Genomic DNA, 23,878 nt, shown 5'->3' with positions numbered 1-23,878 from the left:
GGCTGCTGGCGAGATGGCTTCAGTCCTTGGCCAGACGGTACTCGCCGGTCTTCGGATCCTTGACCAGCGTGCCCATCGTGCCGTTGGCCGCCTGTTTCTCGGTGCGCCGGATTTTTGCCGTCACGCGCTCGGCCTCACGCACGAAAGCGCGATAGCCGAAATAGGCGGCGGCGCCGACGACAGCGAAGAAAATGATCTGCGGCATCTCAAAACTCCTCCCGCGTTCGCGCGGCAAGGCCGGCCGTACAGGTCGGTCAAGCGATCATGCTAGCCACTTTCATGGCGTTTTCAAAGCCCGAAGCGCGCCCACAGCGCGCGCTCTTCCGCCGCATCGATGACACCGCTCGCGGCGGCCGCGGCGATATCCGGCGCCGAAAAACGCGAGCCGAACAGGCCGAAACGGCCGAAAAACCCGCGCGGAGTGGTGATCAGCTTGAGCTGCGTCTTTTCGCCGAAACGGGTCTTGAGCACGCTGCGCATGTCGCCCAGCGCATCGACGAGACCGAGCTCGAGGCCCTTCTTGGCGGTCCAGAACAGGCCGGTGAACAGATCCGGATCGTCCTTGAGCTTGGTGCCGCGCCGCTCCTTGACCAGATCGATGAAGGTCTCGTGTACTTCGAGCTGCAGCGCCTTCAGCCGCTCGACGTCTTCCTTCTTCTCCGGCTTGAACGGGTCGAGCACCGCCTTGTTCTGGCCGGCGGTGTGGACGCGCCGCTCGATGCCGATCTTCTTCAGCAGTTCCTGGAACCCGAAGGAGGCGGAAACGACGCCGATCGAACCGACGATCGAAGAGGGGTCGGCGAAGATCTCGTCACCGGCGATCGCGATCATGTAACCGCCGGAAGCCGCCACATCCTCGACGAAGACCAGCACCTTCTTGTTCTTTTCCGCTGCCAGATCGCGGATGCGCTTGAAGATCAGCCGCGACTGCACCGGCGAGCCACCCGGTGAGTTGATCGAAATCGCGATCGCCGGCGCGTCGAAGCTGAACGCCTTCTCGATCATGCCGGCCGTCGAGGCGAGAGACAGGCTCGGCCGGAACTGGCCGCCGCCGGGCAGGATGGTGCCGTGCAGCCGGATGACCGGGATGGTGACGACTGTCGAGCGCCAGGATTTCGGCAGCAGGCGATTGAAGAAGCGTTTCACGAAAGCTCGTCTCCAGAAGAGGTGCAAGAGCAGGGGTGAGACCTCATCCTTGCTCCCGGCATGTAGGAATTCGCCGGCCAACGGCAATGGCGATTGCCGGCCAGTGCATGTCGAGCAAAAGTGTGAAGCGGTTTTGCGAAAAAGACATGCATAAAATAAATACTTGAAGCGCGTCGCCAGAATCCGTTTCAACGCGACGCGCTTCAAGGATCAATCGCCGAAAAGCGACGCCAGCCCATTGTTGATCATCTCGGTTCGCTCCGTCGGCTCGCTGCCGGATGGTCCGTGCAAGATGAGCGGCGGCCGGATCGACAGCTTGCCGCGCGCGCCGAGCGCCGCCCTGACGACGATGCGGATCGCCGCCGCGTCCGGGCGAGGGTGGACGCAAAGCATCTCGGCGTCGCCGAAGCGGCCTTCGAGCGCATCGAGGATGGCGACGAGCTGCTCCGGCCGGGCGATCATCGCCAGCCCGCCGCGGGGCTTGACGACGGCGGCGGCGCTTCTGATCCAGCTCTCGAACAGCCCGTCCTCCGTGACATGCGCTTGCTTTCGCAGCGCATCCGGCGTGGCGCGATCTTGCGCCGCGTTGAACGGCGGGTTCATGATGACGAAGTCGAAGGAATTGTCGGCAAGCCCGGCTTCGGCCCGAGCGCGGCCGGCAAGCGTGACGTCGGCCGTCAGCGCCGAGGCGCGACCAACGAGATGCGCATTGCCCGGATGTGCAAGCGTGGCGGCGGCAAACGCCGCCATCTCTGCGGAGCGCTCGACCAGAACCGCGCGCGATTGCGGACAGCGCGACAACACGGCCAGCGCGGCCGCACCTGCGCCGGCGCCGAAATCGGCGAGCCCGCCGGAAAAGGCAGATGGAACAGCAGCGGCCAGCATCATGGCGTCCATGCCGGCGCGGTGGCCTTGTCTCGGCTGAACCAGCCAGAAACGCCCGCGATGGAAGGCATCGACCGTGTGGGCCGGCGTGTCGGGGGCGAGGGCGGTCGAGGCTGCCATTATTTCCGGCGAATCTCGTTTTCGATGCCGGCATCCTTCAGGATGCGCCGCGCCGCATCCGCCTTGTCGGCATCGACCATGACGCGCCTGGGCAGGATGCCGATCGATCCGTCGAGCACGCTCATGTTCTGGTCGGCGACGAAGCAGGCGATGCCGGCGTCGCGCATCAGCGATTCGACGAAGGAAATGACGACGGCGTCGTTGGTGCGGACGAGTTCAATCATGAAATGAAAATCGCAGGTTGCGGCGTTTATGTAAACGCCAAGGCAGCCTCGTACCAGCCAAGCCGCGCCAATTCGCCTCTTGCCGTGCCCGGTTGTGCCGACCTAGAGTCTTCTCGGGACCAGGGTGTTGTCGTGCGCGTCAATAGACGGGAGTGATCGTGGTGGGTGTCGTTCTGAATATCGAAGGCAAGCGGGAACCCGCTTCCATCAAGGATCTCATCGATCTGACGGCAGCCGACATGGGACGCGTCAACGAGCTGATCCTGTCCAAGGCGGGCTCCGACGTCGAGATGATCCCGGAGATCGCCAACCACCTGATCTCGTCCGGTGGCAAGCGGCTCAGGCCGATGCTGACGCTCGCCGCCGCCCAGATGTTCGGCTATGCGGGCGAAGGCCACGTCAAGCTCGCCACTGCGGTCGAATTCATGCACACCGCGACGCTGCTCCACGATGACGTGGTCGACGAGAGCGCACTTCGCCGCGGCAAGAAGACGGCGCGCATGATCTGGGGCAACCAGGCAAGCGTGCTGGTGGGCGATTTCCTGCTCGGCCAAGCTTTTCGCATGATGGTCGAGGTCGGCTCGCTGGAAGCCCTCGACATTCTGTCGAGCGCCGCCTCCATCATCGCCGAGGGCGAGGTGATGCAGCTTGCCGCCGCCAAGAACCTGGAGACCACCGAGGACGAGCATTTCGCCGTCATCAAGGCCAAGACCGCCGCCCTGTTCTCGGCCGCGGCCGAAGTCGGTCCGGTGATTGCCCAGGCCTCCCGCAACGACCGCGCCGCGCTGCGCTCCTACGGTATGAATCTCGGCCTTGCCTTCCAACTCATAGACGACGCGCTGGACTATGGCGGCTCCAGCAAGGAGCTCGGCAAGAATGTCGGCGACGATTTCCGCGAGGGCAAGGTGACGCTGCCGGTGATCCTCGCCTATCGGCGCGGCACCAAGGCCGAGCGCACCTTCTGGAAGCGTGCCATCGAGGACAACGTCACCGACGATGCCGGGCTCGAGAAGGCGATCGGCCTGATGACCCGCCACGGCGCCATCGCCGATACGATCGGCCGCGCGCGTCACTTCGGCGAGATTGCCCGCGACGCGCTGGCGCCGCTGGAAGCGACGCCGCAGAAGTCGGCGCTGATCGACGTCATCGATTTCTGCATCAGCCGCGTCAACTGAGAGCGTCGGTCTTCCCGGAGCTTGCCTGGCGCCGGGTGAGGTGATCTGTGAATCCCGCTCCGGTCGTCTCGACAAACGGCCGTCGCGCAAATTATCTATAAAATATGGCCAGCACTGACGACACGATCGCCGTCCGCATCAGCAAGGAACTGGCGGACCGCATCATTTCGGGCGCGATCGAGCCCGGATCGCGGCTGCGCCAGGACCATGTCGCCGAGGAATTCGGCACCAGCCACGTGCCGGTGCGCGAGGCCTTCCGCCGCCTGGAGGCGCAAGGGTTGGCGATCAGCGAGCCGCGCCGTGGCGTGCGCGTCGCCGCGTTCGACCTCGGTGAGGTCCGGGAAGTGGCCGAGATGCGCGCGGCGCTGGAAGTGCTGGCGCTGCGCCACGCCGCACCGCATCTGACGCCGGCGATCCTCGACCAGGCCGAGGAGGCGACCAAGGCGGGCGACAAATCCCGCGACGTCCGCTCCTGGGAAGAGGCCAATCGCACCTTCCACCGGCTCATCCTGGCGCCCTGCAACATGCCGCGCCTGCTTTCCACCATAGACGACCTGCATGCCGCGAGCGCCCGCTTCCTGTTTGCGGCCTGGCGCTCCGAATGGGAGACCCGCACCGACCAGGATCATCGCGCGATTTTGAGCGCGCTCAGGCATGGCAATACGGAATCGGCCGCCGCCACGCTTGGCCGGCACGTGCAATGGATCGGCCAGAAACCGGTCAAGACCGCTTCCGGCAAGACCCGCGACGCCTTCGCCATAGTCGGCTAGAGAACGCAGACACAGTTACGCTTCTGCGCTCCATCGCAGCCAAATGTCGGTTTTGGGCACCCTAACGGCCCTTGAATGGCTCAGCCTCATCGCGCGTCGATCTATGTCTCCGAAAGGGAGCACTTGCCATCTCTGCAAAAATATGGATTCGATAATAGATCGAACGCATAAATTATCTATAATTTTAAACCAGCCAGGGACATCACCGTGACAAACATCGCCGTTTCGACCCGCAAACCCTCCTTCAGCCCGCTCAGACTGGATAGTCGCTCCGTCGCCTGGAAGGCCGGCGCCGTCGTCCTCGGCTCGCTGTTCCTGGCGCTGTCGTCCTATATCGAGGTGCCGATGGTGCCGGTTCCGGTCACCATGCAGACTTTCGCCGTGACGCTCGTCGGCGCCCTCTATGGCTGGCGGTTCGGTGCGCTCACCATCGCGGCGTGGCTCGTCGAGGGCGCCGCTGGCTTTCCGGTTCTGGCGGGCGGCGCCGCCGGCCTACAGCATTTCGTCGGCCCGACCGGCGGCTATCTCTTCTCGTTCCCGGTCGTCGGCGCGGTCGTCGGCTGGCTGGCCGAGCGCGGCTGGAACGGCAATCGGGTGATGCTTGCCTTCGCCGCTATGCTCATCGGCAATCTTATGTGCCTGGTTCTCGGCACGGCCTGGCTTGCCGTCATGATCGGCGCCGAGAAGGCGATCACCTTCGGCTTCCTGCCCTTCATCGTCGGCGGCCTGCTGAAGTCGGCGCTGGGCGCCGCGACGCTGAAGCTCTTCTCGACCTATCGCGCCGAACCGCGCGATCCGCGCGCCTAAGACGCGATGACCGTCCGACTGCGCGCCCACCATCTGCTCTGCTTGCTGACCTATGTCGGCAAGGGTTATTCGCCCGCCTTCACCGCCAACTATGACAAGGTGGTGGGGCGGCTGGGCGAGGGCGAGGCGGTCTTGATCGTCTCCGGGCCGGACGACATCTGTGCCCCGATGCTGGACGAGCCCGAGCCGCACTGCCTGCGCGAAAGCGCCGCCGAGCGGGATGGGCTCGCCGCGCGCGATGTCGGCGCCCTCCTCGGCCGGCCGGTCCAGGCCGGCGACCGGCTCGCCCTGGACCCCGCCGGCTTGGCGCGGATGCGGACGGCGTTTTCCTCCGGCCAGACGCGCCAGGCATGCTCCGGCTGCGAATGGTCTGGCCTCTGCGGTGCGGTCGCCGCCGGCGGATTTCAAGATGCCCGCCTATAGGCGGCCGATACCGCCGGGCCGCAGGCGCCCGCTCCGGACTTTTCGGTCGCCGGGCATCGTTTTTTAAGTTGGATGATCGCATTGTGATTCGCGCCGGATTGAAGCCCGACCCCAAAAAGGCCATGCTTTGTCTGGAAAAGATCGAGTCTGTGGGCGGTCCGCCAAGGGCGGGAACCCGTCTGGCTGAAAGGGATAAGATGCAGCAAAGACGTGCGCGCTGGCTGACAAGGCTGGCATTTTTGACGGGTGTGGCGCTTTCGGTGCTGCCTGCCCATGCCAAGGAAAACGCCCAACCGATCCAGATCACGTCCTTCTCGGGCGCCTATCTTGCTGCCCACATCGCCGAAAGCGACAACGATCTCAATAATGCCATCGCCTATTACAAGCAGGCGCTGGCCTTTGCTCCCAATGACACGGAGCTGCAGCAGAGCCTGATGCTGGCGCTGGTCGCGCAAGGGCGTTTCGAGGAATCGCTGGTCTATGCCGACAAGCTCAAGGAAGTGCCCGATGTCGAGCGCTTCTCGCGGCTGGCGCTTGCCGTCGATTCCTTCCACAAGAAGGACTACGCCAAGGCCCAGTACTGGCTGAAGCTGTCGCTCGAATCCGATCTCGACCGGCTGCTCTCCGGCGTCATGGACGGCTGGGCCAAGGAAGGCGCGGGCAGTGCGTCGGAAGCGATGGAATCCATCGACAAGCTCAAGGGACCGGACTGGTTCGGCCTGTTCAAGTCCTATCATCGCGCGCTGATCGCCGACGCCGCCGGTCTTTCCGACAAGGCCGATGAAATCTACGCCGCCACCCTGGCCGACACCGCCGCTGGTGGCTCCGCGCCCGAGACGTGGATGCGCAACGCCCAGGCCTATGCCTCGTTCCTCTCTCGCAAGGGCGACAAGACGAAGGCGCTTGCGGTGCTCAACCAGGCCGAGGCCTTCGCGCCGGGCAAGCTCGAAATCACCACGCTGCGCGACAGGATCAACAAGGGCGACAAGATCGAGCCCTTGGCCGCTACCCCGGCCGACGGCGCCTCCGAAATCCTGCTCGACCTCGCCACCGCGCTCAATCGCGGCGGCGGCGAGCCTTTCGTGCGGCTCTATCTGCAATATGCGCTGGCGTTGAAGCCGGACAGCGATGCCGCCCTCGTTCAGCTCGCTGCCGTCGCCGAGCAGCTGAAGGACGGCGAGGGTGCGATCGCGCTCTACCGCCGCATTCCGGCCTCCTCGCCGCTGAAAGAACTTTCGGAGCTGCAGCTTGGCCTGAACCTCGCCGACATCGACCGCAACGACGAGGCGATCGCGCACCTCAAGGGTTATGTCGATGCGCATCCGGCCGACATGCGCGGCTATCTCGCGCTCGGCGGCGTCTATTCCTCCAAGGAGGATTACCGCTCGGCCGCCAATCTCTACGACAAGGCCGTCGAGGCGCTGAAGACGCCGACCGCAGCCAACTGGAACATCTTCTACCAGCGCGGCATCGCCTATGAGCGGCTGAAGGAATGGCCGAAGGCAGAGCCCAATTTCCGCAAGGCGCTGGAGTTGCAGCCCGACCAGCCTCAGGTTCTGAACTATCTCGGCTATTCCTGGGTCGATATGAACACCAACCTCAAGGAAGGCCTGGCGATGATCCAGAAGGCCGTGGATCTCAGGCCAAGCGACGGCTACATCGTCGATTCGCTGGGATGGGCCTATTACCGCCTCGGCCGCTTCGATGACGCCGTCCGCGAAATGGAGCGCGCCGTGTCGCTGAAGCCGGAAGATCCGGTCCTCAACGACCATCTGGGCGACGCGTATTGGCGCGTCGGCCGCAAGCTGGAAGCGACGTTCCAGTGGACACAGGCACGCGACCTTAAGCCGGACCCGGACGTGCTTGCCGCCCTGCAGCAGAAGCTGCTCAAGGGCCTGCCGCCGATCGAATCCAACACGGCGCAGGAAACCCCCAAGGTCAAGCCGGTCACGCCGCCCCCGCCGAAGGGGTGACCCTTCCGCCAACGTTCAAGACGACGGGGCTCATCTAGCCCCGTTTTCGTTTCGGCTCGGCGTCTGCCGAGCCCGGGCCGGCCTCACTGAATATCGGCAAACGCCAGTTCCCTGGCGGAGAAATCTTGACCTGTAGGCTGTTTGCGTTGGCAGGCGGCATGCGTTGGAGATTGGCCGAAACGCCCATCGCGATCGTCATCCACGGGCGGAGCAAGGAGCGAAGCGAGGCGCGCAGACCCGAGGTCCATTCCGTAACGCATGAGCGCTGCTGCGGCGCAGAATTCTGCTCCGCTGCACTCTTTGATCAGGGTCACGGAATGGATTCCAGGGTCTCCGCGACGCCGCTTCGCGGCTGCTCCGCCCTGGAATGACGAGATTCGGGCGGCTTCAGCCAATCTCAGCGTTCGTGCCGATTTCACGGAAATGACCGGCGAAAATCTTACTCGTCGACAATGGCGACTTTCAAAAATCCCTGTGTCGAGGACCTAAAACATTTTCCGGTAAACGACGAACCCCGAGCGCTCGCCGATCTTGTCGTAGAGCTGCATGGCGGTGTGGTTGGTCTCGTGCGTCAGCCAGTAGACGCGGCCCGAGCCAGCGGCTTTGGCGCGCTCGTAGACGCCCTCGATCAGCGCCCTGCCGACGCCTTGGCCGCGCGATGCCAGCGACGTGAACAGATCCTGCAGGTAGCAATTCGGGGCGATCGCGGTGGTCGAGCGGTGGTAGAGATAGTGGACCAGGCCGAGAAGCTTGCCGTCGCGCTCGGCCACCAGCGCATGCATCGGCTCATAGGCATCGAAGAAGCGCGACCAGGTCATCTGGGTGATCTCGCCGGCAAGCGCGGTCTCGCCCGAACGGCCGTAGAATTCATTATAGCCGTCCCAGAGCGGCAGCCATTGTCCGTAATCCTGCCGAGTGACGGGGCGGACGATCAATTGGCTTGACATGACATACCCCTCAGATTGAAGCGGCGAGAGCAAACGGCCAACTGCGACGCCCAGCAATGGGCCAGCCGCTGGCAAAGCGTTCAACCTCTCCGTGATGCGGCGCTCTGCCTTGACGCTCGCCGCCCCGGCAACTAGGGAATGCCCATTCCAGCGCTTTCCGAGGCCGCCGTGACCGTCGAAATTCCTGCCCACATGCATCCCAGCCGCTCCTTCCAGGGGCTGATCCTGACCTTGCATAATTACTGGGCCGCCTATGGCTGCGTCATCCTGCAGCCCTACGACATGGAAGTCGGCGCCGGCACCTTCCACCCGGCAACCACTTTGCGCGCGCTTGGGCCGCTGCGCTGGAACGCGGCTTACGTGCAGCCGTCGCGCCGCCCGAAGGACGGCCGCTACGGCGAGAACCCGAACCGGCTGCAGCATTACTATCAATATCAGGTGATCCTGAAGCCGAACCCGCCCAACCTGCAGGAACTCTATCTAGGTTCGCTCGAGGCTATCGGCGTCGATCCGCTGCTGCACGACATCCGCTTCGTCGAGGACGATTGGGAAAGCCCGACGCTGGGCGCCTGGGGCCTCGGCTGGGAGTGCTGGTGCGACGGCATGGAAGTGTCGCAGTTCACCTATTTCCAGCAGGTCTGCGGCATCGAATGCGCGCCGGTGGCCGGCGAGCTCACCTATGGGCTCGAGCGTCTCGCCATGTATGTGCAGGGCGTCGACAATGTCTACGACTTGAACTTCAACGGCCGCGAGGGCGCCGAGAAGGTCACCTATGGCGAGGTCTTCCTGCAGGCCGAGCAGGAATATTCGCGCCACAATTTCGAATTCGCCAACACCGCGATGCTGCTTCGGCATTTCGAGGACGCCGAGGCCGAGTGCAGGGCGCTGCTTGCCGCCGGCGCGCCGGCGGCGAACGACAATCTGGCGGCGCACCGCATGGTCTTCCCGGCCTACGACCAGTGCATCAAGGCGAGCCATGTCTTCAACCTGCTCGACGCGCGCGGCGTGATCTCCGTCACCGAGCGGCAGAGCTACATCCTGCGCGTCCGCAATCTGGCCAAAGCCTGCGGCGAGGCGTTCCTGAAGACGCGGGCGGGCGGTCTGGCGGCTTAGCTCAGGAAAGCTTTCGCGATCTCAGCGGCAGTCAGCGTCAACGCGCTCTGGCTGCTTGCGCTTTCGATTGTGCGCAGCGCTTGCCTCACGCCAGGCATCGAGAACGTGCCATGCATCTGGGCGGCGAAGCAGGCGCTCAGTGCCAGGATCTGCAGGGTTCTCGATGCCGTTTTCATCGCCGTTCAGCCAATAGTTCTCCGCCTGAGCGTTGGTCGCTTCAGTGCTGTGTTTGGTTCATGGGATTTCTGGTTTCTTAGGACGGGCGGGTCCGCCGCGTCCCGACAAGGACCTGAAAATTTCCTGAAAACGGGCGAACTGGAGACCGGCAGGCAAGGGGTGACAGCGGCGAGCCGAGTTGCTATGCCGCCCGGACCCTCCGCCAGCATGAGCTGACCCCTATGCCTGACCTGCTCCTAGAACTCCGCTCGGAAGAGATTCCCGCCCGCATGCAGCGCAAAGCGGCGGGCGATCTCAGGAAGATGCTGACCGACGGTCTGGTCGAGGCGGGTTTGACCTATGAGGCGGCGCGCGAATATTGGACGCCGCGGCGCCTGGCGTTCGACATCCGTGGGCTGACCGCGCGCTCGAAAGATATTCGCGAGGAGATCAAGGGCCCGTCGACCACGGCGCCCGAGCAGGCGGTGCAGGGTTTCCTGCGCAAGGCAGGTCTCGCCTCGATCGCCGAGGCGCATGTCCATTCGGATCCCAAGAAGGGCGACTTCTACGTCGCCCACATCTCGAAACCGGGCCGGGCGGCCGAAGAGATCATCGCCGAGCTGGTGCCGGGCATCATCAGAAACTTCCCCTGGCCGAAATCGATGCGTTGGGGGCCGGCCTCGGCCAGGCCAGGCTCGCTGCGCTGGGTGCGGCCGCTGCAGTCGATCGTCTGCACCTTCGGGCCGGAGACAGAAGAGCCGGTGGTGGTCGATTTCGAGATCGACGGCATCCGCTCCGGCAATGTCACTTACGGCCATCGCTTCCACGCGCCAGGCCCGATCATCGTTCGCCGCTTCGACGACTACACGGCCAAGCTCGAGGCGGCCAAGGTCGTGCTCGATGCCGACCGGCGCAAGCAGATCATCCTCGCCGACGCGCGCAACGTCGCTTTCGCCAACGGCCTCGATCTCGTCGAGGACGAAGGCCTGCTGGAGGAAGTTTCCGGCCTGGTCGAATGGCCGGTCGTGCTGATGGGCGAGTTCGAGCAGGATTTCCTCACCATTCCGGCAGAGGTTATCCGCCTCACCATCCGCGCCAACCAGAAATGCTTCGTCACCCGGCCGCACGGCGCCGCCGAAGACCTCTCCAATCGCTTCATCCTCGTCGCCAATATCGAGGCGACCGATGGCGGCAAGGAGATCGCCTACGGCAACGGCAAAGTGGTGCGGGCGCGGCTCTCCGACGCGGTCTATTTCTGGAAGACCGACCAGGGCGACCTTCCGGACCTCGACCAGTTGTGGGAGTCGGCGGCAAAGTTCGACCTGGACCTGAAGAAGCCGCTCGACCAACGCATGGCGAGGCTCGACCATCTCAACGTGACGTTCCATGCCAAGCTCGGCACGCAGGGTGCCCGGGTCGCGCGCATCAGGCGTCTAGCCGAGGAATTGGCGCCGGTGGTCGGCGCCGATCCCACGCACGTCGCCCGAGCCGCGGTGCTCGCCAAGGCCGATCTGCAGACCGAAGTGGTCGGCGAGTTCCCTGAGCTTCAAGGCGCCATGGGCCGCAAATACGCGCTGCTGCAGGGCGAGCATCCGTCCGTGGCCGCGGCCGCCGAGGAGCACTACAAGCCGCAAGGTCCTTCCGACCGGGTGCCAACCGATCCCGTGTCGGTTGCCGTAGCGCTTGCCGACAAGTTCGACACGTTGAGCGGCTTCTGGGCAATTGACGAGAAGCCGACCGGCAGCAAGGATCCCTTCGCGCTACGGCGCGCGGCACTTGGCGTGGTCAGGATTTTGATCGAGAACCGCATTCGCTTGGGGCTGACTTCGATCTTCTTCAAGGCCTTTGCGAACTTCACGGGCGGTGCCGGCCAAATGTCGGACCTCCTCGCATTCTTCCACGATCGCCTGAAGGTCTATCTGCGTGAAAGCGGCGCACGGTATGACCTCATCGATGCCGTGCTGTCGGCGGGCTCGCGCCCCATCTCCCCCCTAGTGGGGGAGATGTCGGCGAAGCCGACAGAGGAGGGCGCTGTCCCGCCGGCCCTTCATTCTGTCACGCCCCCCTCTGCCCTGCCGGGCATCTCCCCTACAAGGGGGGAGATCGACCAATCGTCGAACGATGACCTCCTGCAGATCGTCCGCCGCGTCGAAGCGCTGGGTTCCTTCCTCGACACCGAGGACGGCAAGAACCTGCTCGCCGGCACCAAGCGCGCCGCCAACATCCTGGCCGCCGAGGAGAAGAAGAAAACGCTCATCGCCGAGACCGTTGAGCCGGCTCTGTTCCGCGAAGACGCGGAAAAGAAGCTCCATGCCGCGGTGAATCACGCCGAGAAGGAAGCCGGACAAGCGATTCAAAACGAAGATTTTTCCGCCGCCATGCTGGCGCTTAGCGTTTTGCGTGAACCCGTTGATTCATTCTTTGAAGGCGTTCTCGTGAATGATGAGGACCAGGCCGTGCGCGCCAACCGCCTGGCGCTGCTTGCCCGCATCCGCGCTGCCACCGACCAGGTCGCCGATTTTTCAAAAATCGTCGGCTGACGGCTGAAAAATCGCCGATCCGAAGCTGCCTGCGTCCCATAAGGCGCGGGTGCGCTTCGACAATTTCATCGCCCGAATTTAATACGCCGGAGCCGGCTTACAGTCATATGACGATGACCTCCGCATGGGAGAACCATGCATGTCGCCCAGAGGTGTTCAGCGGTTCTGGGACAACGACATGCATCAAAAGCGCGTCGCCTGAATTCGTTTCAGAGCGACGCGCCTTGAGACGTTCCCAAACCACGGAGGCATGCCATGAATTCCGTTCACGATATCGAATTGACCGAAGAAACCCCGGCCGCCGCCGAGGGTGTCGAGCCCGCTTCTGAAAACCTTCTCGACCATGCCGCCGCCGCGGCCATCGAAGCCGCCGATCCGTCTGAAGACGACGAAGAACACGCCGGCGATGACGAGGACGATGAAGACGCTGAGGAGGAAGCCGCTGCCTCAAGCGATGCCGAGTCGGACGACGACGAGGACGAGGACGAAGACGATGAGGACGCCGACGAAGATGCCAAGGCCTCGGACGACGAGGATGAGGATGGCGAGGACGAAGACGAGTCCGATGATGACGATAAGGAAGAAGCGGCCTGAGCCGTTTCTCGTCGCTTGAAAAGTGAAGGGCGGCGCAGCAGGCGTCGCCCTTCTTCTCGAACATCGAGATCACCGGGAGCGAGGACGGCCTACATGGCCTTGCCAACCGGCCGCAACGTCGAATTGTTTTGCGGTTTGGCTTGCGGCTGCGCCTGGCCGCCCGATCCGTTTGCGGCCGGCTTGTTGTCGGCCGCTTTGGTGTCGCCGTTGGGAGCTGCCGCGGCGGCGCCGTTGGCAGGCGTGGCGGGCGCGGTGCCGTTTGCCGGTTCCGCGGATTTGGCTGCCGCGGTCGCAGCGGGTGTCGCGAAGGCGCCGCCGACGATGCCGCCGCGAATGATCGTCGGCGTCTGCGCGTGCCTCTGCTCCGATTTCTCCGGGATCGCGGCCACCTTTTCGTCGGTGACGGCTGGCACCGGTTCGCCGAGTGCCACGATCGATGGTGTCGAGGTCTTGCGTGGTTCGATCGCGGCCAGCCTGATCACGGAAGGCGTCGAGGTCGAAACGCCGAGCACGATGACGGACGAGGCCTGTGCCAGACCGGTCGTCGCCAAAAAGCCGATACCGATTGCTGCTAGGGCAATTGCGGGAAAACTGCGTAACGGTTGGGCTCGGCGACTTTGCCGTAGCCTTCCGTCTGCAATTGCGGCGAAGCAAGGCACACGCATCACGATCACTCCCCGAGCCCAACAACCGGAAATCCACACCCTAGAGGCGGCGAATTGATGCCGGCTTGCGCGGAAACTTAACATTTTAGGGATTGATAAATCGCCAATGCCCGCCTTGCCCCGCATTGCCGGCCGTATTACGGGACCGGCGTGTTCAGGATCGGTGATGAATTTGGCTGAGATACTTGCCGTCGACGAGGCGATGGAACGGGCGCTGGCGCTGCTTGAAGCCGGCGATGTCGTCGCAATCCCGACCGAGACCGTTTACGGGCTCGCCGGCGACGCCACCAATGGCGTCGCCGTGGCGCGCATCTTCGAGGCCAAGGGCCGGCCGCGCTTCAATCCGCTGATTGCTCATGTCGCCGATCTGACCATGGCAAACCGCATCGCCGAATTCGATCCGCTGTCGACGAAACTGGCCAGGGCCTTCTGGCCCGGTCCGCTGACGCTGGTACTGCCGCAACGCGCGGAAAACAACATCCATCCGCTGGTCACCGCAGGGCTGGACACCATCGCGCTGCGTATGCCGAGGGGTTTTGGCGGCGAATTGATCGCGCGGCTTGGCCGCCCCCTCGCCGCCCCCAGCGCCAACTCCTCCGGCAAGATCAGCGCCACGACGGCAGAAGCGGTTGCGGCCGATCTCGGCAGGAAGATCAAGCTGGTGGTCGACGGCGGCGCAACGCCCGTCGGCCTGGAATCGACCATCGTCAAGATCGAGGACGGCAAGCTGAGGCTGCTGAGGCCGGGCGGCATTGCCGCCCGTGAGATCGAAGCCATTGCCGGCGCAAAGATTGTCCGCGGCGCTGCCGGCATCCAGGCGCCCGGCATGCTCGCCTCGCATTACGCTCCGGGCGCCGCGATGCGTCTCAATGCCGATAGGGTGGCCGGGGACGAGGCGCTGCTGGCCTTTGGCCGCGATCGTGCCGAAGGCTGGCGGGACGCGGTGGCAGTGCGCAATCTTTCCGAAGCGGGCGATCTGCGCGAGGCGGCCGCCAATCTGTTTGCCTATATGCAGGCGCTCGACCACAGCGGCGCCGCTACCATCGCCGTCGAGCCGATCCCGCTCGACGGCCTGGGCGAGGCGATCAACGACCGGCTCGCGCGCGCCGCCGCCCCGCGTGACAAGATCGACTGAGCACCATAGTTTGGACTCCATGAACGATCAGACCGACGATCAGCCCTTCGACCTCGATCCTGCCCTCATCAACCGTTTCGCGGCCATCGTCGGCGACAAATACGCGCTGCGCGACCAGGCCGACATCGCACCCTACATCACCGAGCGGCGCGCCCTGTGGCATGGCCGGACGTCGCTGGTGCTCAGGCCGGGCAGCGTCGAGGAAGTAAGCCGCATCATGCGTCTGGCAACCGAGACCGGAACGCCGGTCGTGCCGCAGAGCGGCAACACCGGCCTGGTCGGCGCCCAGGTGCCGGACAGATCCGGCCGCGATATCGTCCTGTCGCTGTCGCGGCTGAACCGCATCCGCGAGATCGACATATTGTCGAACACGGTCACGGCAGAGGCCGGCGTTATCCTGCAGACGCTGCAGGAAGCGGCCGACGCCGCGGACCGGCTGTTTCCGCTGTCGCTCGCGGCCCAAGGCTCCTGCCAGATCGGCGGCAATCTTTCCTCGAATGCCGGCGGCACGGGCGTGCTTGCCTATGGCAATGCGCGTGAGCTCTGCCTCGGCGTCGAAGTGGTGCTGCCGACCGGAGAAGTGTTCGACGACCTGCGCAAGCTGAAGAAGGACAACACCGGCTACGATCTGAAGAACCTTTTCGTCGGCGCCGAGGGCACGCTTGGCGTTATCACCGCCGCCGTGCTCAAGCTGTTTCCCAAGCCGAAGGGCAGGGAGGTTGCCTTCGTCGGCCTGTCTTCGGCGAGAGACGCGCTGTCGCTGTTCACCCTGGCGATGGATCAAGCCGGTGCCGCGCTCACCGCTTTCGAGCTGATCGGCAAGCGGCCTTATGATTTTACGCTCAAGCATGCGCAGGGCGTGACGCGGCCGCTGGCCGGCGACTGGCCGTGGTACGTACTGATGCAGATTTCTTCCGGCCGCTCGGAAGAGGACGGCAGGGCGCTGATCGAGGAGGTGCTGGCGGCCGGCCTCGAGAAAGGCATCGTCGGCGACGCCGTGGTCGCGGCCAGCTTGGCTCAGGGCGATGCCTTCTGGAATTTCCGCGAGGTGCTGCCCGAGTGCCAGAAGCCGGAGGGCGCTTCGATCAAGCACGACATCTCGGTGCCGATCGCCTCGATCCCGGACTTCATCGAGACCGCGGCAGGCGCTGTCGACTCCGTCAGCCCAGGCGCGCGCGTCGTCTGCTTCGGCCATATGGGCGACGGCAATCTGCACTATAACATTTCCCGCCCCGAAGGCGGCGACGATGAGGCGTTCCTCGGCCTCTACCGAGCGATGAACAAGGCCGTGCACGACGTCGTGCGCTCCTTCCACGGCTCCATCTCGGCCGAGCATGGCATCGGCCAGCTGAAGCGCGACGAACTGATCGCCACTGCGCCGCCGATGGCGATCGATCTGATGCGCCGGGTGAAGGCCGCCTTCGATCCGGCCGGCATCATGAATCCCGGTAAGGTTATCTAATTCTTCCAACATCTTGTGGCTGGTCGCATTCCGATAACCATCGGCTCCGATCAGCAAAATTTAACCGACTTTCTTAAGCGCGGCGGTAAGAAGCGAGCGCTAATGTTTCTCCCATAACGAGGCCGGAAAAAAACCGGCCCGGAGAGAACCGGAAAACGGCCCTCAGGAGAAACAGGAAGGCACTCGATGAACACTGGACTGAAGCCAGTCTGGGCGGGGCGCAACATGCGTCTCGACCCGTTTCGCCTGCCGCAGATGGTGAGCTATGCCACGCGCGACGACTATGGCGATGTTACCTTCACGATCGATCAGCGTGGCGCCGTCATCCGGCGCATGCTGGAGATGAGCGGCCTGCCGGCGATCATCGCGCTGCCCGCCAATGCCTTCCGCGGCGTCGCTGCCCGCGCCATGGAGGATCCGGACGGCAACGTCACCGTGACGCTGGAACTTCTGCACAATGATCCGATGCTGTCCGTGCCGCTTCTGGTTGCCGACGATCTCGACGACGTCGCCGCCGACTGGCGCGCCTGGGCCGACGCCTATCGCCTGCCTATGCTTCTGATCGAGGCCGACGGCGTTGCCCGCACACTGGAAGAATCGCTCGGCGCCGCCATCAAGGCGCTGCCGCCGCAGGAACGCCGCAAGGGCCGCGTATCCAACATGCGCCGCCCGCGCTTCCTCGCCCGCCGCAGGACCGGCAATCTCGGCCTGAGGCTCGTCATCGGCGGCGAGGAGATCATTGCGCGGGAGTAGCGCAGTTCCCCCTTCTCCCCTTGTGGGGCCCCTTGTGGGAGAAGGTGTCGCCGAAGGCGACGGATGAGGGGTGCTCCAGGGAACGCCAACCTATCACTCCGCTGGAACACCCCTCAACCGTCTCGGCGCTGCGCGCCGATCCACCTTCTCCCACAAGGGGAGAAGGAAAAGTGGCGCTACACCAGCGGCTTCAGCGCCACCCACAGCGCGCCGCCGATCAGTCCCAGAAAGATCAGCCAGCCGACCTGATTGTTCGACTTGAACAGCTTCAGGCATTGGTCCGGATCGTTGATGTCGAGCCGGACGATCTGGCGCGCCATATGCGCGCCGGCCGCGATCAGTCCGGCCAGTGCCGGCATCGGCACCTGCGCCGAGGCAAAGGCGATCGCGAAGCATACGAGCGTGCCGCCATAGAGCCCCACCAGCCACATCTTGGTGTTGTCGCCGAACAGCCGCGCCGTCGAGCGCACGCCGACAATGGCGTCGTCTTCCTTGTCCTGATGCGCGTAGATCGTGTCGTAGCCGATCACCCACAGGATCGAGCCGATATAGAGCATGACGGCGGGGCCATCGAGATCGCCGAACTCGACCGCCCAGCCCATCAGCGCGCCCCAGGAGAAGGCCAGCCCCAGCACGAATTGCGGCCAGTTGGTGATGCGCTTCATGAACGGATAGACGGCGACGATGGCCAGCGAGGCAATGCCGAGCGGAATGGCGAAGCTGTTGAATTGGAGCAGCACCGCGAGCCCTACCAGTGCCTGGATGATCAGGAACGCCCATGCCTGGCGCTTTGTCACCTTGCCAGCCGGCAGCGGCCGCGAGCGCGTGCGCTCGACCTGGTTGTCGATGTCCTCGTCGACGATGTCGTTATAGGTGCAGCCGGCGCCGCGCATCGCCACGGCGCCGATAAAGAACAGCAACAGGTACCAGGGCGCCGGCAAAAGCGTCAGCAGCGGGTCCGTCGGGCGCGGATAGGCACTGGCCGCAAGGGCTGCCGACCACCAGCAGGGCCAGAGCAGCAATTGCCAGCCGATCGGTCGGTCCCAGCGCGCGAGCTGCGCATAGGGCCACAGCCAGCGCGGCAGCACCCGGTACGCCCAATGGCCGCTCGGCGCGTCCGCGACGCGGCCCTGGGCGGCTTTCGACTGAATGGTTTCCATTGCGCTGGAGTGGCAGCAGCGATGGACGGCGTCAAGCGGCAGCCTGGAGCAATTCCAGGAAAAGTGTGAAGCGGTTTTCCGTCCGGAATTGCGTGAAAACAAAGAGATAGAATGGTTCGCCGTTTCCGTGAAACGGTGAACCGCTCTATCCGGTCAGCCGGTGAAAACATCGTGAGGCAGCGAGGTCATCGCAGCCCAGAGCCTAGCCGGCGGGCTATTGTTCTCGTGTGCAACTGTTACCAAATTGCCAACACGCCTTGACCCGTCGCCCTTGGACCAATAGCGGGTTCAGGGCAGAGACGATCGGCAGCAAGAGGTGGCCATGAACGTTCTTCTTCTCGGTTCGGGCGGCCGCGAGCACGCGCTTGCCTGGAAGATGTCCGCCTCGCCGCTGCTCACCAAGCTCTATGCCTCGCCCGGTAATCCCGGCATCGGCCGCCTTGCCGACCTGGTCAAGCTGGACATCGCCGACCATTCCGCGGTCGCCGCCTTCTGCCAGGAGAAAAAGATCGACCTCGTCGTGGTCGGTCCGGAAGCGCCATTGGTCGCCGGCATCGCCGACGACCTGCGCGCCTGGGGAATCCGCGTCTTCGGTCCGTCCAAGGCCGCGGCGCGGCTCGAAGGCTCGAAGGGCTTCACCAAGGATCTTTGCGCGAAATTCAACATCCCGACGGCAGCCTATGGCCGCTTCAGCGACCTCGCCTCGGCCAAGGCCTATGTCGAAAAGACCGGCGCGCCGATCGTCATCAAGGCCGACGGACTTGCCGCCGGCAAGGGCGTCACCATCGCCATGACGCTAGAAGAGGCGATGGCCGCGCTCGAGGCCTGTTTCGAGGGTGCTTTTGGCGTCGCAGGTACCGAGGTCGTCGTCGAGGAATATCTGACCGGCGAGGAAGCGAGCTTCTTCTGCCTCTGCGACGGCGCCACCGCGCTACCTTTCGGCACCGCGCAGGACCACAAGCGCGTCGGCGACGGTGATACCGGCCCGAACACTGGCGGCATGGGCGCCTATTCGCCGGCCCCGGTGATGACGCCCGAAATGACCGAGCGCACCATGCGCGAGATCATCGAGCCGACCATGCGCGGCATGGCCAATCTCGGCTCGCCCTTCGCCGGCATCCTGTTCGCCGGCCTGATGATCACCGACCAGGGCCCGAAGCTCATCGAATACAACACCCGCTTCGGCGATCCCGAATGCCAGGTGCTGATGATGCGGCTGAAGGACGACCTGCTCGTCCTGCTCAACGCCGCCGTCGACGGCCAGCTCGCGCATATGTCGGCGCGCTGGAGCGATGAGGCGGCGCTGACGGTGGTGATGGCGGCGAGGGGCTATCCCGGCACGCCGGAAAAGGGCTCGGTCATCCGCGGTCTCGACGAGGCCGCGAGCGACGGCGCTGAGATCTTCCACGCCGGCACCGCCATCAATGGCGGCGCGCTGGTCGCCAATGGCGGCCGCGTGCTCAACGTCACGGCGCTCGGCAAGACCGTCGGCGAGGCGCAGCGGAAGGCTTATGCGGCGCTCGACCGTATCGACTGGCCGCAAGGCTTTTACCGCCACGACATCGGCTGGCGCGCCGTCGAGCGCGAGAAAGCTGGCGCCTGACTCCGCCAGCCTTTTGAGATCAGGCGGCTCGCGTATTGCGGTTGCCGCGCGCCCAAGCCGGCAGCCAGTCGCCATGGGCGGCGATGAGATCGTCGACCAGTGACCAGATCTGGTCGAGGTCGAGCTCGGCCGCGGTGTGCGGATCCATCATCGCTGCATGGTAGATGTGCTCGCGGTTCTCGCTCACCAGCGCCCGCACGGTCAGCTCCTGCACATTGATGTTGGTGCGGATCAGCGCTGTCAGCTGCGGCGGCAGCTCGCCGATATAGGTCGGCTGGATGCCTGAAGCATCGACAAGGCACGGCACCTCGGCAGCGCAGTCGAAAGGCAGGGAGGTGATGCAGCCATTGTTGCGGACATTGCCGTAGATCACCGATGGCTCGCCGGTCCAGACCGAGTTCATGATCGAGGAAGCGTATTCCTTCGATTGCTCGACCTCGATCCGGTCGGCCGAGCGGTAGGCCTCCGCCTGGCCTTTCCAGCGCTCGATCTGCTCGATGCAGCGCTTGGGATATTCGTCGAGCGGAATGCCGTATTTCTCGATCAGGTCGGCGCGACCGTCCTTGATGAAATAGGGCGTGTACTCGGCGAAATGCTCCGAGCTTTCGGTGACGAAATAGCCGAGCCGGATCAGCATCTCGTAGCGCACCTTGTTCGGGCAGCGCGGGTTCCAGCCCGGCTTCGGCGCGCGGCCTTCGCGATAGGCCCGCACCAGGTCGGGATAGAGGTCGCGATAGGAGCCGTCCGGCTGGCGATGCTCGAACTTGAGATAGAAGGCCATGTGGTTGATGCCGGCTGCGCGGTAGCGGATTTCCTCGTAGGGGAGGTCGAGGTCGTGCGCCAGTTCCATCGCCGTGCCCTGCACCGAATGGCAGAGCCCAACCTGCTTGATCTGGGGGTACTTCTCCGTGATCGCCCAGGTGTTTATCGTCATCGGGTTGACATATTGCAGCATGATCGCCTCGGGGCAGACCGCCAGCATGTCCTTGCAGATCTTCCACAGATGCGGCACGGTCCTCAAGCCGCGCATGACGCCGCCGACGCCTAGCGTGTCGGCGATCGTCTGGCGCAGGCCGTATTTCTTCGGCACCTCGAAGTCGGTGACTGTGCAGGGCTCGTAGCCGCCGATCTGGAAGGCGACGACGACGAAGTCGGCGCCGACGAGCGCCTTGCGCTGGTCGGAATAGGTCTCGGCCTTCGCCTTCACGCCGAGCGTGGCGATCAGCTTGTTGACGACGACGGCGCTTTCTTCCAGCCGCTGCGGATTGATGTCCATCAGCGCGATCGTCGCGCCCGAAAGCGCCGGCCGCTGCAGCACGTCGCCGACGATGTTCTTCATGAACACCGTCGAGCCGGCGCCGATGAAGGTGATCTTGGGATTTCTAGCCACTATGAACCTCCGGCATATGGTCACGCCACGTCGAAAGCGGCTCTGACGAGCCGTTCGGTGTAGGCGGTCTTGGGATTGGTGAGGACCTCGTCGACGGGTCCCTGTTCGACGATCTTGCCGTGCTGCATGACGATGACGCGGTGGCACAGCGCCCGCACCACCTTGAGGTCGTGCGAGATGAAGAGGTAGCTCAGGCCGCGCTCGTCCTGCAGCTTGCGCAAAAGGTCGATGATCTGCGCTTGCACCGAGAGGTCGAGCGCCGATGTCGGCTCGTCGAGCAGGATGAATTCGGGCTCCAGCGCAATCGCGCGCGCGATGGCGATGCGCTGCCGCTGGCCGCCGGAGAATTCGTGCGGAAAGCGCGACAGGATATCGCCGGGCATCCCGGCGCTGACCAGCGCCTCGCGCACCCGTTCGACCCGCTCGCGCCGGGTCGCACCGATCCTGTTGACGACCAGCCCTTCCTCGATGATCTGGCCGATCGTCATGCGCGGATTGAGCGAGGAGAATGGATCCTGGAAAACGATCTGCATGCGCGAACGCAGCGGCCGCATCTCGGCCCGCGTAAGACCCTGGATCGGCTGGCCGTCGAAGCGAATCTCGCCGCGCTTGGCGTCCAGCAGCCGAAGCAGCGCTTGGCCGAAAGTGGTCTTGCCGGACCCGGATTCGCCGACCAGCCCAAGGGTTTCATGGCGGCAGAGCTTGAGGCCGAGGTCGTCGACCGCGACCAGCTCGCGCCAGTCGGGCTTGAGAAACGTGCCGTGGCGCAGCGTGAAGCAGACGCGCACGCCGTCGGCGTCGAGAATGGTGCCGCATTTATCGGGCAGCGGCTTCGGCCGTCCGTGCGGCTCGGAAGCAAGCAGCCGCCGCGTGTAGGGATGCTGCGGGTCGGCAAAGAGCCGCTCGGTGACGTTGTGCTCGCGCATCTCGCCATGCTGCATGACATAGACGTAGTCGGAGAACTTACGCACCACGGTGAGGTCGTGGGTGATCAGGATCACCGCCATCCGCAGCTCTTTTTGGAGGTTGCGGATCAGGTTCAGGATCTGCGCCTGCACCGTCACGTCGAGCGCGGTTGTCGGTTCATCGGCGATGAGCACGTCGGGATCATTGGCCAAGGCCATGGCGATCATCACGCGCTGGCGCTGGCCGCCGGAAAGCTGATGCGGATATTGTTTGAGCCGCGCTTCCGGCTCGGGGATCTGGACATGCTTGAGAAGCTCGAGCGCCCGCGCCCAGGCCTCCCTGCGGTTCACCTTGCGATGCACCCTGATCGCTTCGACGATCTGGCTGCCGACCGTGTAGATCGGATTGAGCGAGCTCATCGGCTCCTGGAAGATCATCGAGATGCGGTTGCCGCGCAGCTTGCGCCGGGCGCGCTCCGGGAATTTCAGGATGTTCTGCCCGAGATATTCGACGCTCGACCTCGGCGACACGGTCGCCCGCCGTGACAGCAAACCCATGACGGTGCGCGCCGTCACCGACTTGCCGGAGCCGGATTCACCGACGATCGCGATCGTCTCGCCGCGATAGAGCTGGAACGAGACGTCCTTGACCGCGTCGACGATGCCGTGTTCGACCTTGAAGGCAACCTCGATGTTGCGGGCGTCGATGACGGGCTGGTCATGGCGCCCACCATGGTCAAGCCGGACGGCAGGTGCGAAGGATTCGGCAAGCGCGATCGTCGTCATCTCTGCACCTCAATAGGGATCGACGGCATCGCGCAGGCCGTCGCCCAGCGCGTTGAAGGCAAAGACGGTGATCAGCACGAAGCCGACCGGCGACAGGATCCAGGGATAGGTGCCGATCACCGAATAGGCCGCGGTGTCCTGCAGCATCAGTCCCCAGGAGATCAGCGGCGGCTTCACCGCGAAGCCGAGGAAGCCGAGGAAGGATTCCAGAAGCACCACCGTCGGGATCGCCAGCGTCACGGCGACGATCACATGGCTCATCACGTTGGGAAAGATGTGCTGCATGATGATGCGCCGATCGGTGGCGCCGACCGCCATGGCGGCGCGCACATAGTCGATGCGCGCCAGCGCCAGCGTCTTGCCGCGCACCTCGCGCGACATCTGCGCCCAACCCAGCGCCGACATCACGACGATGACGAAGCCGAGGAAGACATTGGTCGGCGCGGTGACCGGGATCAGCGTGGTCAGCGCGAGATAGAGCGGCAGCTGCGGGAAGGCCAGCACCAGTTCGACGAAGCGCTGCATCCAGACATCGAACCGGCCGCCGAAATAGCCGGAGACCATGCCGACGGTGGTGCCGATGACGGTAACGACGAAGACGACGGTGAGCGCGATCATCAGCGACACGCGCGAGCCGTGGATGGCGCGCGACAGCACATCGCGGCCGAACTTGTCGGTGCCGAGGAAATGCACCGGCTGGCCGTCCATCGAGCCGAAGAAGTGCCGGTTCGCCGGGATGAGGCCGAGGAGCTTGTAGGGCGCGCCTTCGACGAAGAAGCCGAGCAGTCGCGGATGGTCGTAGTCCGGCCCGACGATCGGCTGGAAGGTGACCGGGTCGAGATCGGCCGACTCGGCCAGCGCATAGATCCTCGGCCGCGCTACGAAATTGCCGTCCTTGTCGTGGAAGCTAGCCACCTGCGGCGGCGCGAAGGCGATATCGGTGGCCTTCGGGTCCAGAGGCGCCAGGAATTCGGCGAAGACCGCCATCAGCAGCAGGAGCACGACCAGGCAAAGTCCGGCCATGCCGGTCCAGGAGCGCCTCAGCCGGCGCCAGACCAGCGCGATGTAGCTCTCATTGCCATGCGCTGGCTGGCTGACGGCGCCTTCGGCCGGCGGTGGCGGGGGTGAAGGGTCGCGCGCCAGCAT

At 64.4% G+C, this 23,878-nt stretch carries 23 protein-coding genes; 12 read left to right on the top strand and 11 right to left on the bottom strand.

Features of this window, described 5'->3' with window-relative positions:
* Positions 1 to 19: 19 nt before the first annotated feature.
* From P9236_RS04325 to P9236_RS04310, 4 genes are all read right to left on the bottom strand, one after another.
* Positions 20 to 205, bottom strand: a complete 186-nt coding sequence (locus P9236_RS04325) for a membrane protein (protein ID WP_027164591.1) — start codon at positions 203 to 205, stop codon at positions 20 to 22.
* A gap of 83 nt (positions 206 to 288) precedes the next feature.
* Positions 289 to 1,146, bottom strand: a complete 858-nt coding sequence (locus P9236_RS04320; protein WP_278073357.1) for a S49 family peptidase — start codon at positions 1,144 to 1,146, stop codon at positions 289 to 291.
* Positions 1,147 to 1,356: 210 nt separating this feature from the next.
* Positions 1,357 to 2,151: a methyltransferase gene (locus tag P9236_RS04315; RefSeq protein ID WP_278073356.1), complete on the bottom strand. Its 795-nt coding sequence runs from the start codon at positions 2,149 to 2,151 to the stop codon at positions 1,357 to 1,359.
* Complete coding sequence (locus P9236_RS04310) at positions 2,151 to 2,375, bottom strand: DUF2007 domain-containing protein (RefSeq protein ID WP_278073355.1); 225 nt, start codon at positions 2,373 to 2,375, stop codon at positions 2,151 to 2,153. The genes P9236_RS04315 and P9236_RS04310 overlap by 1 nt, the downstream gene beginning before the upstream one ends.
* A gap of 161 nt (positions 2,376 to 2,536) precedes the next feature.
* Between P9236_RS04310 and P9236_RS04305 the strand changes: the two genes are divergently transcribed.
* The 5 genes from P9236_RS04305 (at position 2,537) to P9236_RS04285 (ending at position 7,523) form a co-directional block, all read left to right on the top strand.
* The gene (locus P9236_RS04305) at positions 2,537 to 3,550 is read left to right on the top strand and encodes a polyprenyl synthetase family protein (RefSeq protein WP_278073354.1); all 1,014 of its coding nucleotides are present in this window, start codon (positions 2,537 to 2,539) and stop codon (positions 3,548 to 3,550) included.
* 104 nt (positions 3,551 to 3,654) lie between these two features.
* Positions 3,655 to 4,320: a GntR family transcriptional regulator gene (locus P9236_RS04300; RefSeq protein WP_278073353.1), complete on the top strand. Its 666-nt coding sequence runs from the start codon at positions 3,655 to 3,657 to the stop codon at positions 4,318 to 4,320.
* A gap of 207 nt (positions 4,321 to 4,527) precedes the next feature.
* Positions 4,528 to 5,127 carry a biotin transporter BioY gene (locus tag P9236_RS04295; protein ID WP_278073352.1) on the top strand — a complete coding sequence of 200 codons (600 nt, stop codon included), beginning with the start codon at positions 4,528 to 4,530 and terminating at the stop codon, positions 5,125 to 5,127.
* Positions 5,128 to 5,133: 6 nt separating this feature from the next.
* Entirely contained in the window at positions 5,134 to 5,550 is a 417-nt protein-coding gene (locus P9236_RS04290; RefSeq protein ID WP_278073351.1) for a DUF1284 domain-containing protein, read from the top strand.
* 197 nt (positions 5,551 to 5,747) lie between these two features.
* The gene (locus P9236_RS04285) at positions 5,748 to 7,523 is read left to right on the top strand and encodes a tetratricopeptide repeat protein (RefSeq protein WP_278073350.1); all 1,776 of its coding nucleotides are present in this window, start codon (positions 5,748 to 5,750) and stop codon (positions 7,521 to 7,523) included.
* A gap of 83 nt (positions 7,524 to 7,606) precedes the next feature.
* Here P9236_RS04285 and P9236_RS04280 read toward each other — a convergent pair whose 3' ends face one another.
* Both P9236_RS04280 and P9236_RS04275 read right to left on the bottom strand, forming a co-directional pair.
* On the bottom strand, positions 7,607 to 7,837 hold the full coding sequence (locus P9236_RS04280) for a hypothetical protein (RefSeq protein ID WP_278073349.1): 231 nt from the start codon (positions 7,835 to 7,837) through the stop codon (positions 7,607 to 7,609).
* Between the two features lie 171 nt (positions 7,838 to 8,008).
* Positions 8,009 to 8,470 carry a GNAT family N-acetyltransferase gene (locus P9236_RS04275; protein ID WP_278073348.1) on the bottom strand — a complete coding sequence of 154 codons (462 nt, stop codon included), beginning with the start codon at positions 8,468 to 8,470 and terminating at the stop codon, positions 8,009 to 8,011.
* A 168-nt stretch (positions 8,471 to 8,638) separates the two neighbouring features.
* Here P9236_RS04275 and P9236_RS04270 point away from each other — a divergent pair, with 168 nt between their 5' ends.
* The 3 genes from P9236_RS04270 to P9236_RS04260 all read left to right on the top strand — a co-directional run bounded on the left by P9236_RS04270 (position 8,639) and on the right by P9236_RS04260 (position 12,873).
* Positions 8,639 to 9,583, top strand: coding sequence for a glycine--tRNA ligase subunit alpha (locus P9236_RS04270; protein ID WP_278073347.1), 945 nt, complete (start codon positions 8,639 to 8,641; stop codon positions 9,581 to 9,583).
* Positions 9,584 to 9,981: 398 nt separating this feature from the next.
* A complete protein-coding gene (glyS, locus tag P9236_RS04265; protein WP_278073346.1) occupies positions 9,982 to 12,279 on the top strand; it encodes a glycine--tRNA ligase subunit beta in 2,298 nt (765 codons plus the stop codon).
* A gap of 255 nt (positions 12,280 to 12,534) precedes the next feature.
* The gene (locus P9236_RS04260) at positions 12,535 to 12,873 is read left to right on the top strand and encodes an ATPase (protein WP_278073345.1); all 339 of its coding nucleotides are present in this window, start codon (positions 12,535 to 12,537) and stop codon (positions 12,871 to 12,873) included.
* A gap of 89 nt (positions 12,874 to 12,962) precedes the next feature.
* On the opposite strand, the gene P9236_RS04255 is transcribed toward P9236_RS04260, so the two are convergent.
* Positions 12,963 to 13,424: a hypothetical protein gene (locus P9236_RS04255; RefSeq protein WP_278073344.1), complete on the bottom strand. Its 462-nt coding sequence runs from the start codon at positions 13,422 to 13,424 to the stop codon at positions 12,963 to 12,965.
* A 286-nt stretch (positions 13,425 to 13,710) separates the two neighbouring features.
* On the opposite strand from P9236_RS04255, the gene P9236_RS04250 reads away from it, so the two are divergent.
* The 3 genes from P9236_RS04250 (at position 13,711) to P9236_RS04240 (ending at position 16,888) form a co-directional block, all read left to right on the top strand.
* The gene (locus tag P9236_RS04250; RefSeq protein ID WP_278073542.1) at positions 13,711 to 14,673 is read left to right on the top strand and encodes an L-threonylcarbamoyladenylate synthase; all 963 of its coding nucleotides are present in this window, start codon (positions 13,711 to 13,713) and stop codon (positions 14,671 to 14,673) included.
* Between the two features lie 19 nt (positions 14,674 to 14,692).
* Positions 14,693 to 16,135 (top strand): FAD-binding oxidoreductase, encoded by a 1,443-nt coding sequence (locus P9236_RS04245; protein WP_278073343.1) that lies wholly within the window; start codon positions 14,693 to 14,695, stop codon positions 16,133 to 16,135.
* A 186-nt stretch (positions 16,136 to 16,321) separates the two neighbouring features.
* The gene (locus P9236_RS04240) at positions 16,322 to 16,888 is read left to right on the top strand and encodes a DUF6101 family protein (RefSeq protein WP_278073342.1); all 567 of its coding nucleotides are present in this window, start codon (positions 16,322 to 16,324) and stop codon (positions 16,886 to 16,888) included.
* Between the two features lie 176 nt (positions 16,889 to 17,064).
* Here the strand turns inward: P9236_RS04240 and ubiA are convergent, their stop codons facing one another.
* A complete protein-coding gene (gene ubiA, locus P9236_RS04235) occupies positions 17,065 to 18,048 on the bottom strand; it encodes a 4-hydroxybenzoate octaprenyltransferase (protein WP_278073341.1) in 984 nt (327 codons plus the stop codon).
* A gap of 322 nt (positions 18,049 to 18,370) precedes the next feature.
* On the opposite strand from ubiA, the gene purD reads away from it, so the two are divergent.
* Positions 18,371 to 19,651: a phosphoribosylamine--glycine ligase gene (gene purD, locus P9236_RS04230; RefSeq protein ID WP_278073340.1), complete on the top strand. Its 1,281-nt coding sequence runs from the start codon at positions 18,371 to 18,373 to the stop codon at positions 19,649 to 19,651.
* A 19-nt stretch (positions 19,652 to 19,670) separates the two neighbouring features.
* Here the strand turns inward: purD and P9236_RS04225 are convergent, their stop codons facing one another.
* The 3 genes from P9236_RS04225 to P9236_RS04215 are packed head-to-tail and all read right to left on the bottom strand — an operon-like array spanning position 19,671 to position 23,878.
* Complete coding sequence (locus P9236_RS04225) at positions 19,671 to 21,041, bottom strand: alpha-glucosidase/alpha-galactosidase (RefSeq protein ID WP_278073339.1); 1,371 nt, start codon at positions 21,039 to 21,041, stop codon at positions 19,671 to 19,673.
* Between the two features lie 20 nt (positions 21,042 to 21,061).
* Positions 21,062 to 22,732 (bottom strand): ABC transporter ATP-binding protein, encoded by a 1,671-nt coding sequence (locus P9236_RS04220; protein ID WP_278073338.1) that lies wholly within the window; start codon positions 22,730 to 22,732, stop codon positions 21,062 to 21,064.
* 9 nt (positions 22,733 to 22,741) lie between these two features.
* Positions 22,742 to 23,878 (bottom strand): ABC transporter permease, encoded by a 1,137-nt coding sequence (locus P9236_RS04215; protein ID WP_278073337.1) that lies wholly within the window; start codon positions 23,876 to 23,878, stop codon positions 22,742 to 22,744.

Source organism: Mesorhizobium sp. WSM4884 (genome assembly GCF_029625675.1).
GTDB lineage: Bacteria > Pseudomonadota > Alphaproteobacteria > Rhizobiales > Rhizobiaceae > Mesorhizobium.
The sequence above is the reverse complement of the archived record's forward strand: the minus strand, read 5'-3'. Positions and strand labels throughout refer to the sequence as shown.

Bases quoted from the DNA above. Each gene is read 5' to 3' on its own strand.
- P9236_RS04325 (WP_027164591.1), bottom strand. From the start codon at position 205: ATGCCGCAGATCATTTTCTTCGCTGTCGTCGGCGCCGCCGCCTATTTC.
- P9236_RS04315 (WP_278073356.1), bottom strand. From the start codon at position 2,151: ATGGCAGCCTCGACCGCCCTCGCCCCCGACACGCCGGCCCACACGGTC.
- P9236_RS04310 (WP_278073355.1), bottom strand. From the start codon at position 2,375: ATGATTGAACTCGTCCGCACCAACGACGCCGTCGTCATTTCCTTCGTC.
- P9236_RS04300 (WP_278073353.1), top strand. From the start codon at position 3,655: ATGGCCAGCACTGACGACACGATCGCCGTCCGCATCAGCAAGGAACTG.
- P9236_RS04290 (WP_278073351.1), top strand. From the start codon at position 5,134: ATGACCGTCCGACTGCGCGCCCACCATCTGCTCTGCTTGCTGACCTAT.
- P9236_RS04285 (WP_278073350.1), top strand. From the start codon at position 5,748: ATGCAGCAAAGACGTGCGCGCTGGCTGACAAGGCTGGCATTTTTGACG.
- P9236_RS04275 (WP_278073348.1), bottom strand. From the start codon at position 8,470: ATGTCAAGCCAATTGATCGTCCGCCCCGTCACTCGGCAGGATTACGGA.
- glyS (WP_278073346.1), top strand. From the start codon at position 9,982: ATGCCTGACCTGCTCCTAGAACTCCGCTCGGAAGAGATTCCCGCCCGC.
- P9236_RS04260 (WP_278073345.1), top strand. From the start codon at position 12,535: ATGAATTCCGTTCACGATATCGAATTGACCGAAGAAACCCCGGCCGCC.
- P9236_RS04245 (WP_278073343.1), top strand. From the start codon at position 14,693: ATGAACGATCAGACCGACGATCAGCCCTTCGACCTCGATCCTGCCCTC.
- P9236_RS04240 (WP_278073342.1), top strand. From the start codon at position 16,322: ATGAACACTGGACTGAAGCCAGTCTGGGCGGGGCGCAACATGCGTCTC.
- ubiA (WP_278073341.1), bottom strand. From the start codon at position 18,048: ATGGAAACCATTCAGTCGAAAGCCGCCCAGGGCCGCGTCGCGGACGCG.
- purD (WP_278073340.1), top strand. From the start codon at position 18,371: ATGAACGTTCTTCTTCTCGGTTCGGGCGGCCGCGAGCACGCGCTTGCC.
- P9236_RS04220 (WP_278073338.1), bottom strand. From the start codon at position 22,732: ATGACGACGATCGCGCTTGCCGAATCCTTCGCACCTGCCGTCCGGCTT.
- P9236_RS04215 (WP_278073337.1), bottom strand. From the start codon at position 23,878: ATGCTGGCGCGCGACCCTTCACCCCCGCCACCGCCGGCCGAAGGCGCC.